Source organism: Lacticaseibacillus nasuensis JCM 17158 (assembly GCF_001434705.1).
In the GTDB taxonomy this organism is placed as follows: Bacteria; Bacillota; Bacilli; order Lactobacillales; family Lactobacillaceae; genus Lacticaseibacillus; species Lacticaseibacillus nasuensis.
Map to the genome: position 1 here is coordinate 91,462 of NZ_AZDJ01000003.1, position 11,860 is coordinate 103,321.

Annotated in this window: 9 protein-coding genes; all 9 read left to right on the top strand. The window is 55.6% G+C overall.

The window, feature by feature from the left end; genetic code table 11:
* Positions 1–32 precede the first annotated feature (32 nt).
* The 9 genes from gyrA (at position 33) to xylA (ending at position 11,774) form a co-directional block, all read left to right on the top strand.
* Positions 33–2,645, top strand: coding sequence for a DNA gyrase subunit A (gene gyrA / locus FD02_RS02185; RefSeq protein WP_056950073.1), 2,613 nt, complete (start codon positions 33–35; stop codon positions 2,643–2,645).
* 140 nt (positions 2,646–2,785) lie between these two features.
* Positions 2,786–3,421, top strand: a complete 636-nt coding sequence (locus FD02_RS02190; RefSeq protein WP_054721308.1) for a helix-turn-helix domain-containing protein — start codon at positions 2,786–2,788, stop codon at positions 3,419–3,421.
* A gap of 9 nt (positions 3,422–3,430) precedes the next feature.
* Positions 3,431–4,327 carry an ABC transporter ATP-binding protein gene (locus FD02_RS02195; protein ID WP_056950077.1) on the top strand — a complete coding sequence of 299 codons (897 nt, stop codon included), beginning with the start codon at positions 3,431–3,433 and terminating at the stop codon, positions 4,325–4,327.
* Entirely contained in the window at positions 4,320–5,555 is a 1,236-nt protein-coding gene (locus FD02_RS02200; RefSeq protein WP_054721306.1) for an ABC transporter permease, read from the top strand. The genes FD02_RS02195 and FD02_RS02200 overlap by 8 nt, the downstream gene beginning before the upstream one ends.
* A gap of 274 nt (positions 5,556–5,829) precedes the next feature.
* Positions 5,830–6,999 carry an ROK family transcriptional regulator gene (locus FD02_RS02205; RefSeq protein ID WP_054721304.1) on the top strand — a complete coding sequence of 390 codons (1,170 nt, stop codon included), beginning with the start codon at positions 5,830–5,832 and terminating at the stop codon, positions 6,997–6,999.
* Between the two features lie 204 nt (positions 7,000–7,203).
* Positions 7,204–8,517: an ABC transporter substrate-binding protein gene (locus FD02_RS02210; protein ID WP_054721302.1), complete on the top strand. Its 1,314-nt coding sequence runs from the start codon at positions 7,204–7,206 to the stop codon at positions 8,515–8,517.
* A 66-nt stretch (positions 8,518–8,583) separates the two neighbouring features.
* The gene (locus tag FD02_RS02215) at positions 8,584–9,525 is read left to right on the top strand and encodes a carbohydrate ABC transporter permease (RefSeq protein ID WP_056950081.1); all 942 of its coding nucleotides are present in this window, start codon (positions 8,584–8,586) and stop codon (positions 9,523–9,525) included.
* On the top strand, positions 9,525–10,358 hold the full coding sequence (locus FD02_RS02220) for a carbohydrate ABC transporter permease (protein WP_056950082.1): 834 nt from the start codon (positions 9,525–9,527) through the stop codon (positions 10,356–10,358). Before FD02_RS02215 ends, FD02_RS02220 begins: the two co-directional genes overlap by 1 nt.
* A 75-nt stretch (positions 10,359–10,433) precedes the next feature.
* Complete coding sequence (gene xylA / locus FD02_RS02225; protein ID WP_056950084.1) at positions 10,434–11,774, top strand: xylose isomerase; 1,341 nt, start codon at positions 10,434–10,436, stop codon at positions 11,772–11,774.
* Positions 11,775–11,860 lie beyond the last annotated feature (86 nt).

An 11,860-nucleotide genomic window follows, 5' to 3' on the forward strand; every position in this document is an offset into this window, starting at 1 on the left:
GCGCGGCGCGTTGAGAGGAGAGACAAGAGTTTATGGACGATCGTCAAGAAAGTCGCATTACCACCGTCAATTTGGCGAAAACGATGAAGGATTCCTTCCTGGACTATGCGATGAGTGTCATCGTGGCGCGGGCCTTGCCCGATGTCCGCGACGGCCTCAAGCCGGTGCAGCGGCGGATCCTTTACGGAATGAACGAACTGGGGGTCACCCCGGATAAACCTTACAAGAAGTCCGCCCGGATCGTCGGGGATGTCATGGGGAAATACCATCCGCATGGTGACTCCTCGATCTATGAAGGCATGGTGCGCATGGCGCAGGACTTCTCCTACCGCTACATGCTGGTCGACGGGCACGGGAACTTCGGCTCCGTCGACGGTGATGGGGCCGCCGCGATGCGGTACACCGAAGCGCGCATGAGCCGCATCACCATGGAGATGTTGCGCGACATCAACAAGGACACCATCGATTGGCAAGACAACTACGATGGCACGGAAAAAGAACCGGTCGTGTTGCCGGCGCGCTTCCCGAACTTGCTGGTCAACGGCGCCACCGGGATTGCGGTGGGGATGACCACCAACATTCCGCCGCACAACATGGCTGAGGTCATCTCCGCCTTGCACATCCTGATGGACAATCCGGATGCCACCACGGCGGATCTGATGACCGCGCTACCCGGACCCGATTTTCCGACCGGCGGGTTAGTGCTGGGCAAATCCGGCATTCGCCGCGCCTATGAAACCGGGCAAGGCACGATTATTCAGCGCGCCAAGACGGAAATTGAAACCGAGAAGTCCGGCAAGGAACGCATCATCGTCACCGAGATTCCGTACATGGTCAACAAGGCCAAGATGGTCGAGCGCATTGCGGAACTGGTGCGGGACAAGAAAATCGATGGTATCACCGCCTTAAACGATGAATCCGACCGTGACGGCATGCGGATTACCATCGATATTCGCCGCGACATGTCGGCGACAGTGGTGTTGAACAACCTGTTCAAGCTGACCCCGATGCAAACCGGGTTCTCCTTCAACATGGTGGCCATCGTCGACGGCGCCCCGAAGACGCTGAGCCTCAAGGAAATCCTGCAGTACTACCTGCAGCACCAAGAGCAGGTCATCACCCGCCGGACGCAATTCGACCTGAAGAAGGCCCAGGCTCGCGAGCACATTCTCGAAGGCTTGAAGATTGCGCTGGATCATATCGATGAAATCATCAGCATTATCCGCGGCAGCGAAACCGGGGACAAGGCCAAGGTCATCTTGATGGACAAGTTCAAGTTGTCCGACAAGCAGGCCCAGGCCATCCTCGACATGCGGTTGGTGCGCTTGACCGGCTTGGAACGCGAAAAGGTTGAAAACGAGTTGGCCGATGTTCAGGCTTCGATTGCGGACTTCAAGGATATCCTGGCCCGGCCAGAGCGGATTCATCAGATTATTTACGACGAATTGCTCGAGATTCAACGCAAGTTTGGCGACAAGCGCCGCACGGAACTGTTAGTCGGTGAAGACCTCAACATCGAAGACGAGGACCTGATCGAAGAGGAAGACGTGATCATCGCGTTGACGCATAACGGGTACGTCAAGCGCCTGCCACAAACGGAATTCAAGGCGCAAAATCGTGGCGGCCGCGGGATTCAAGGCATGGGCGTGCACGACGACGACTTCATGGAGCACCTGGTGTCCAGCTCGACGCATGATGTGCTTCTATTCTTCACCAACAACGGAAAGGTCTATCGCAGCAAGGGATATGAGATTCCCGAATACGGCCGCAGCGCTAAGGGAATTCCAATCATCAACTTGCTCGGGATCGCCAGCGACGAAAAGGTGCAAACCGTCATCAACGTCAAACCCGACGAAGCCGACAACAAGTTCTTGTTCTTCGTCACGACTGGCGGCGTCGTGAAGCGCACGCCGGTCGCCGAGTTCCTGAACATTCGCAAGAACGGCCTAATTGCCCTGAAGATGCGGGAAGGCGATACGCTGAATAACGTCATTCCGACCACCGGCAACGACACGATGTTCATCGGGACGCACCTGGGCTACTCGGTCACCTTCAAGGAAGGTGACGTGCGGGTCATGGGCCGGACTGCCACCGGGGTCCGCGGTGTGCGGTTGCGCACTGGCGACTACGTGGTTGGCTCCGACATCTTGCACGACACCGATGAGGTCTTCGTCGTTTCCGAAAAGGGATACGGCAAGCGGACCCCGGCCAGCGAGTACCCAATCAAGGGTCGCGGCGGCAAGGGGATCAAGACTGCCAATATTACCGAGAAGAATGGCCCGCTGGCTGGCGTGACGACAGTGGCCGGCACCGAAGACATTCTGGCGATGACGGACTCTGGGGTGATGATTCGCTTCAATATCGACACGGTCAGCCAAACCGGGCGGGCAACGCTTGGCGTGCGGCTGATGCGCGTTGACGATGGGGCCAAGGTCGTGTCCATGGCCAAGGTCGATCCCGAAGAGCCAGACGATGGCGACGACACCGACGCGCCAGCGCCGTCAGCTCCAACAGGCGACGGTGCAACCGATGCGCCTACGCCAACTGAACCGAATGGTGCTGCTGATGCGCAGGTCAACGAACTGTTGCGGCGCGCCGAAGCCGATTCACCGGCGGATGCAAGCGACGATAGTGACGACGAATAATTTCCCGGGAAATGAGCAAGCACGGCCAAATGGTCGTGCTTTTTTTGTGGCAATCCTCGGATTGGCGCGGTGTCAAAAATGATAGCTCGTTTTTTGAAGCGGTTTCGGGTATCTTAGTGGTGAACCTGGAGGTGAGGACGGTGGAATTAGGCAATCGATTGCGCCAGATCCGGCGCGATAATTTATTGACGCAGCAAGACATTGCCGACGAGTGCCACGTGAGCCGACAGACGGTGTCGGCTTGGGAAACGGGCCGCTCGTATCCCGATATTACCAGTCTGATCACGCTGGCAGAGGCCTATCACTTATCGTTAGACACGCTGGTGCGCGAAGATACGGCGGTGACCGCGAGCCTGGTGCGCGAAGACGCGATGCGCAAAGAGGCGCGCCTCGTGTATTACTCGGTGGCGGGCGTCGACATCGCCATTACCGGCTTGGTGTACCTGTCGTTGTTCAAGGTACCGGGGTTTGCGTTACCGGTACTGGTGCGCTTGGCGTTGACGCTGATCATGTTGGCGAGTTTGCTGGCGGTGGGGCCGAGTCAGCGCCGCTATCAGCGGTTGCGGGGACGGCCGGTGGTGCGCACCTTGACGCCTGGCAACGTCTGCCTGTCTGGATTGGTGGTCGGCCTGATGATTGGGCTGATGTATGCCATCATCGGCCCAGGGGCGGCTTTTTGGGGTGGCGTCACCGGCGGCGTAGTGACATTGATTGGCATGATTATTGTTCACCGCGTCAAGTATGGGCCGATGCGCCTGACTTGGCGATTGAGGTAGGAGGGCGACATGTTAGAGGTCCAGCACTTAACGAAACGCTTCGGCACCATGACTGCCGTTGCGGATGAAAGCTTCACGGTCCGGCCCGGCGAAATCATGGGGCTGATTGGCCAAAATGGCGCGGGGAAAACCACCACTTTTCGCATGATTCTGAACTTCTTGCGACCCGATAGTGGGAGCGTTAGCTGGCAGGGCCACCCGTTAACGGCGGCGGATTATAACCAGCTGGGTTACCTGCCCGAGGAGCGTGGGTTGTACCCGAAGATGCGGGTGGCCGACCAGATTCAATATTTCGCGGAGCTGCGCGGCATGAGCGGCAAGGCGGTCCGGGCGGCGTTGCCAGAGTGGCTCGACCGGTTTCAGGTGAAGGGCAAGCCCAGCGACCAGGTGAAAAGCCTGAGTAAGGGCAATCAACAAAAGGTGCAGCTGATTGCCGCCTTGATTCACCAGCCGCGCCTGGTCATCCTCGACGAGCCGTTCACGGGCCTCGACCCGGTGAACGCAAGCGTCCTCGAGGCCGGCATCAAGCGCCTGCGCGATGACGGCGCGGCGATCATCTACTCTAGCCACAACATGAGTAACGTCGAGGCTTTGTCCGACCACCTGATCATGTTGAAAGACGGGGCGGTGGTGCTGGCCGGCACCGTGCCAGAGATTCGCCACAGCTTCGGGCGCACCAAGTTGTTTCTTGAATCCGCGCTGACTGAGGCGCAGGTGCAAGAGTTTGCTGGCGTGCAAAGCGTCCAACGCGATGGCGCCCGCCTGGTGGTGACGCTGAGCGACCCGGCGGCGGGAGAGGCCATTTTTGCCGCGGCGACGGCGAAGGGTTACATTCCCGAATTCAGTCAGCAACCCCCAACGCTCGACGAGATTTTCCGGCTGAAAGTGGAGGCAGGACATGCATAAATTTTGGATCGTCACCAAACAGGTGTACAAGAAAAATCTCAAGAGTGGCTCCTGGCTGTTCCTGGTGGTGTCGCCGCTGTTTTTTGCCGCCATTATTTTAGGCGTCGGTTTATTGATGAATCACTCAGCCAAGGCGGCTAAGCTGGCGGTGGTAAACGCGCCGGCAGCGGTGGTGCGCGTCCTCGACCAAAGTAGCGACGCCCACGCCAGCGCCTACACGCCGGCGAAGGCCAAGTCCGCGCTGCAAGCCGAACGACTCGATGGCGTCTTGACCGTGACCAACACCAATCCGCTAACGGCGCGGCTGGTCACGCGCGTCGGGGGTCAATCCATCGACCAAGCCGCGCTTCAAGGGGCGTTGAACCAACTGAACACGCAAACCCAGGCCGGGCAGTTGAAACTGTCGGCGACTCAGCTGCAGCAACTGCTCAGCCCCGCCAAGCTCACCACCCGGGCGGTGGCCATCAAGGACGGCAAGCAGGTGGCTAAAGCCTCTTCCACCGACGCGGTTAACCGCGGCATTGCGTTTGGCATCACCATTTTGATGATGATCTTCATGCTGGTATACGGCAGCATCTTGGCCCAGGAAATTGCCACTGAAAAAGGGTCGCGCATCATGGAGATGTTGCTGTCGGCGGTGAGTGCCACGACCCAGTTTTTCGGCAAGCTCTGCGGCATTTTGTTGCTGCTGGTGACGCAGCTGGGAATCTACGCCGTCGTCGGCGCCATTGCGTGGCCCCTGTTGCACCGGCAAGCCATGGTGCGGCAGCTGTTGGCGGGGTTAGACTTCAGTGCGTTGCTGTCGGTAAACGGCGCGCAGATTCTCTTGTTCTTCCTGGTCGGGACATTAAGTTACGCCGTGTTGGCGGCCTTGACCGGATCGCTGGTGGCCAATCAAGAGCAGGTGCAACAAGCCGTGATGCCGATTTCGATCTTGGGCATGCTTGGATACTTCGGGGCGTTAATGGCGCAAGCCGGCGATTCGCCGATTCTGCGGGTGGCTAGTTACATCCCGTTCTTGAGCCCATCGGTGATGCCGGTCCGGGTGACGATGGGGTACGCCCCGAGCTGGCAAGGCTGGTTGGCCTTAGGGGTGAGCGTGGCCTTTCTCGGCTTGTTCACCTGGTTCACGGTGCGGGTGTACCGCGCTAACGTCTTGATCTACAAGGAAGGTGGCTTCGGCAAGGCGTTGCGGGCCACGTTGGCAATGTTGAAAGTCCAACGGTGATGAGTAAGAACCGGTGTAAGCAGCGCCGGTTTTTTGTTTGAAACAAGTAAGCACTGTTATTTATTCGTTTGGTCAGATTAGCCGAAATATTTGGTCATGATAGTCAAATCTGAGCAAATAATTGCCGCGGCGGTGCGAATATGTCATGATAGGGCCAATTAGTAAGTTGACTAACTTAACCTATCGCGCCAAGCCGTCCTGGTCTGGTTCGAGTGGGTGAACAGGGTCATTCGCAATGGCGACTTGGTGATGTGGTTCAGGCGAGGTAACTAGCATGAAGAAAGAAACGATGCGGCGCGTCAACGTTTTGGCAGTGTTAAATCAGATCTACAACCATCCCCAGATTTCCCGGGCGGAGATCTCCCGGCAACTCGGGTTGAACAAGGCGACGGTTTCTGACGTCTTGAAGGAACTGATTGCCAAGCATTTGGTGGTTGAAGTCGGCGAAGGCGAAAGCTCGGACAGCGGCGGGCGCAAGCCGCTTCAGCTGCAACTCAATGCCGACTATGCGTTCACCATTTCGGTCGATTTCGGCTATCACTTCATCGCCTATATGATCAACGACTTGGCGGGGCACACCTTGGATTATGAGCGCGTGGCCACCCCGACAGAGTCGCCAACGCAGCGCCAAGAGATGGTGCGCCAATTCATCCAAGCGCACCTGGATCGGCCGTCGGTAGCGGGTTTGGCCGGCATCGTCATCTCCGTGCACGGCATCGTGCACAACAATCAGGTCCTGTACTCGCCACACGTCAAGATGGCGGATATCGACCTGCACGGCGTGTTGACTGCCGCTTTTCACGTGCCGGTGGTGCTGGAAAACGAGGCGAACTTAAGCGCGATTTACGAGCGCGACTTTGCCGAGCGCACCACCGCCCGCAACAACCTGATCACGCTGAGTATTCACCACGGGATTGGGGCTGGCATCATCATCAACAACGCCTTGTACCGAGGGCGCAACAGCGAGGCAGGGGAAATCGGGCACACGACGGCCTACCTCACGCCGGAGGGGCAAGAGGCGAGTTTCGAAGAGATCTGTACGCAGGCTGCGTTGTTCAGAGACGTTAAAGCGGCCTGCCAGTTGCCGACCTTGACGACTGCCGAGCTTCACGCCTTGCTGGCGGCGCATGATCCTAACGCCGAGCGGATCGTGCAGCGCTTCCGCAAGTACCTGTTGGTGTTGATTCGCAACCTGATTCTGAGTTTCAGCCCGTCTGTGGTCGTGCTGACCTCGGACATCATCACCGAAATTCCGGAATTATTATCGGGCTTTCCGGAGCAGGTGACGACCATCACGGGGCAAACGACCAACGTTGAATTTTCGACCAATCCGTACACGGGGACGCTACTTGGCGGCACCGCGGTGTTGGTGAGTCGCATCTTCGGGTTGCACCGCACTCACAGTACAGAGACGACTGTTGAATCAACTGATCATCATCACTAATCACACCAAGTTAATGACCGGGCAACCGGTCTTTTTTTGTCCGCTGATTGTTTTTTTAAATGAAAACGATTGCAACCCACTTGACGAGGTGTTAAGCTCTTCTTGTTTAAGTTTGTTTGTTTAACCAACCAACCTTTTGAAGTTGCTGTCTGTCACTAGTCTTTTTGGTTTTAGGGGTATAGAGAAAAGGAGTGTAACGAGATTATGCATAAGAGGATTTGGAAAATTGCGTCCGGGGCCATGTTGTTGACCGCTTCGATGCTCACGCTAGCTGCTTGTGGGAATAGCAGCGCCAATAGTTCGAAGTCCAGCACCAAGGGCAAGACGTTACAGGTGTGGACATTCACCACGGACATGAAGAAGATCATCAATAACTATTACAAGCCGATGCACAAAAATTTGGATTACAAGATCAAGATTACTGTCGTGCCATTCGAGAACTTCCAGACGAAACTTGATCCAGTACTGGGGACCAAGAATGGGCCTGACTTGATTGCCTTGGATGCCTCCTTCGTGAAGAAGTACGTGGATTCCGGCAAGATGGCGGACCTCAGCCAGGTCGGCATCAAGTCAGCCAGTGCCAACACCACGAACTACGTGAAGCAAGTCGGCCAAGACGCCAAGGGTCATCAAGTCGCTTTGTCCTGGCAAGCGACACCAGGGGCTTACTACTATCGCGCCAGCCTTGCGAAGAAGTACCTCGGCGTCACCACGCCTGAACAGATGCAAGCCAAGGTTGACACAGCGGCTGACTTTACCAAGACCGCCCAAGAAGTGAACCAGAAGTCCAATGGGAAAATCTTCATGACTTCCAGTATCAGCGACCTGTTCGAACCCATGATTGGGGCCCGCAAGACGCCTTGGGTCGTGAACAACAAGCTGAAGATCGATAAGAGCATGTTGGATCTGATGGACATGAGCAAGCAATTCGTTAGTGGCAAGTTGACCCAAGACACCACTGAGCAGTCCAGTGAATACTTCTCTGGCATGTCCAGCAACAACATCATGGGTTACAGCCTGCCATCATGGGGCCTGTTCTACTGGTTACAGCCAAACGCTAAGTCTTCTAAGACCGGCAACAACACTGCTGGTGACTGGCGCGTCGTTAAAGGCCCATGGTCCTATTCATGGGGTGGCACGTACCTTGGCGCTGTGAAGAATTCACCAATGGAACACGAAGCAGCCAAGATTGCCAAGTGGGTCGCCACGAATCCGAAGTTCCAGACGAAGTGGGCGAAGGATCAAAACGACTTTGTCTCGAACCAAACCGTGGTTAAGAAGATCACGCCACAGTTCACCAGCAAGTTCCTGGGTGGTCAGAATCAGTACAAGCAGTTTGCTGAATCCGCTAAGGACATCGACGGCAAGTTGCTGACCAAGTACGACCAAACGATTCAAAAGGCCTTCGTCGACAACGCCCTGACGCCTTACTCTCAAGGTAAGATTTCCAAGGCCGCTGCGCTAAAAGCCTTCAAGGATACTGTCCAAAACGCCTTCCCTGATATCACCGTTAAGTAGTCTGACGGCGCGGGTAGACTCGCGGCGTCTGGGTTACACATAACTTTGACCAAAGGAGGGGTTTGGATGAAAACGGCACCTGCAGATTTACAGCCGAACCATAAGGGTCATTTTGAACGGTATAACCGTTATGGCTACTATTTCCTCACACCGTTCTTCATCGTTTTCTTGATTTTCTCGCTGTATCCAATTATCTATACGATTTATCTGAGTTTCACAGACTTGGCTGGATGGAACACGACGTCGAACTTCGTCGGGTTCAAGAACTACCTCGCGATCATTCACAACGACTTGTTCATCAAGGCTATTAAGAACACGTTCCTGTTGTGGATCTTAAACTTTATCCCGCAAATCGGCTTTGCGCTGCTACTGGCCTCGTGGTTCACGAACCAGAAGTTGAAGCTGAAGGGGACGACGTTTTTCAAGGTGGCATTCTACCTGCCGAACGTGATCACGGCTGCTTCTGTGGCGGTGCTGTTCTCAGCCTTGTTCAGCTACCCAATGGGCCCAATCAACATGCTATTGATCAAGTTGGGGCTGATTAGCTCCGCGAACAACTTCTTCCAAAGCAACTGGGCCACCATCTTCATTGTCTCCTTCATCCAGTTCTGGATGTGGTACGGGCAAACGATGATCGTCATTCAATCCGGGATTCTTGGCATCAACGAATCGCTATTCGAATCCGCCCGGGTCGATGGGGCGACGGATGGCCAGATTTTCCGGCAGATTACCTTGCCGCTGATCAAACCGATCCTGTTGTACACGATGGTCACCTCCCTGATTGGGGGGCTGCAGATCTTCGACATTCCGTTCTTGCTCACGCAAGGCGGGCCGAATAATTCCGTGTTGACCATCACCATGTACATTTACGAGCAGGCCTTCCAAGGCAACCGGAACTTCTACTTGGCGGCCACGGCCTCGGTCATCCTGCTGCTGATTTCCATCGTCTTGAGCCTGTTAATGTTCCGGGCGTTCAAGGGCAGAACTAAAGTTGGGAGGGCCAAATAATGCAAAAAGCATTACGCGCACGGCGTACGCTCATCTACGTCATTTGCGGCATCTTGACCCTGCTGAGCATCTTGCCGTTTTGGATTCTGTTGGTTAACGCGACGCGCTCGGTCGAACAGATTCGCCAAGGCTTGTCCCTGTTACCTAGCGGCAGCCTGGTGCACAACTGGCACGTCTTGATGAACCAGGGGTTTAACGTTTGGCAAGGCATGGGCAACAGTTTCATCATCGCCGCCTGCTCGACCATTCTGACCGTCTATTTTTCCGCGCTAGGCGCCTACGCCTTTACGGCTTACAACTTTAAGGGCAAGAAGCTCCTGTTCAGTGTCATGGTTGGATTGATCATGATTCCACCGCAGATCAGCATGATCGGGTTCTACCAGTTCATGACGAAGTTGAATCTGTTAAACAGCTTCATTCCCCTGATCATTCCATCGATTGCGGCGCCGAACACCGTGTTCTTCCTCGTGGAGTATATGGAAACCGTCTACCAGCCGGATTACGCGGATGCCGCGCGACTGGAAGGGGCGCACGAGCTCAAGATTTTCCACCGCATCATGTTGCCAATCATGAAGCCGGGGCTGGCCACCATGGGCATCTTCGCCTTCGTGACCTCATGGAACAACTTCCTCATGCCGTTGATCTTGATCAACGACCAGTCGAAGTACACCTTGCCGATGTTGGTCCAGTTACTCACGGCCAACATCTACCGCACCGAGTTCGGGGCGATGTACCTGGGCATTGGGTTGACGGTCATTCCGTTGATCATCATCTACCTGTTCTTGTCGCGGTACATCATCGGTGGCGTCACTGCCGGTGGGTTGAAGGAATAGCCAAAATTTTTTGGCTAAGTAAGTTGGTTTGAACAACAAACAAGTAAACATCATGATTTTTTTGGAGGGTTTAGCATGACAAAATCATATTTTCCTAACGTTGAAGCGGTGCCGTTCGTTGGCACCAAGTCGTTGAAGGCCGGGTTAGGCTTTCATTATTACAACGCCGACGAGGAAGTCGGTGGCAAGAAGATGCGCGACTGGTTGCGCTTCTCCGTGGCATACTGGCACACCTTTGGCCAAAAACTCGATGACATCTTCGGCGATGGCACCGCGATTCGCCCGTGGGATGGCTTAACGGGCATGGACCTGGCCAAGGCCCGGGTCGATGCGGCCTTTGAATTCTATGACAAGCTCGGCGTTGACTTCTTCTGCTTCCATGATCGCGACATCGCGCCGGAAGCCGACACGCTGCGGGAAACCAACAAAAATATCGAAGAAATCACCGACATGTTCGTCGATTACCAAAAGACCTCGCACATGAAGGTGCTATGGAACACCGCTAACATGTTCACCAACCCACGGTTTGTTGCCGGGGCGGCGTCCAGCCCATTTGCCGATGTGTTCGCGTATGCCGCGGCGCAAGTCAAGGAAGGCCTCGATACCGCCAAGAAGGTTGGCGCTGAGAACTACGTCTTCTGGGGCGGCCGTGAAGGTTACGAGTCCCTGTTGAACACCGACATGAAGCGCGAACAGGATCACCTCGGCCGCTTCTTCCACATGGCGGCGGATTACGCCAAGGAAATCGGCTACACGGGCCAGCTGCTGCTGGAACCAAAGCCGAAAGAGCCGATGATGCATCAATACGACTTCGATGCCGCGACCACCATCGCGTTCATGAAGGAATACGGGTTGGATGGCATCTACAAGCTGAACCTGGAAGGCAACCATGCCAACTTGGCTGGGCACACCTATCAACACGAGATTCGCGTGGCCCGGGACGCCGGCTTGCTGGGGTCCTTGGACGCCAACCAAGGCGACAAGCTGATTGGCTGGGACCTCGATCAGTTCCCGACCGACTTGTACGAATCGACCTTGGCAATGTACGAAGTCGTTGAAAATGGCGGCCTGGGCAAGGGCGGCTTGAACTTTGACGCCAAGCCACGGCGCTCCTCATTCACGCCAGAAGACATGTTCTATGCCCACATTACCGGCATGGACACCTTCGCCGCTGGCTTGAAGGTGGCCTTGCGCTTGAAGCAAGACAAGGTCTTTGAAGACTTCATTACCGAGCGCTACAGCAGCTATGACAGTGGCGTTGGTGCCGAAATCGAAGCCGGCAAGCAAAGCTTCAAGACCTTGAACGAACTGGTCTTGGATAAGCCGCAAGCCGCGTTGCGCGGCGCCACGAAGTCCGGTCGCTGGGAAGAACTCGAAGCGACGTTGAACCACTACATCGTGGATACTTTGAAGTAAATTTACCGGAGACGGATTCTGCGCTCGCCTCGCTGCCCACGCTGTGCAAGCAGTGGCGTCAGCGAGGCGGGCGCTTTTGGTGGAGG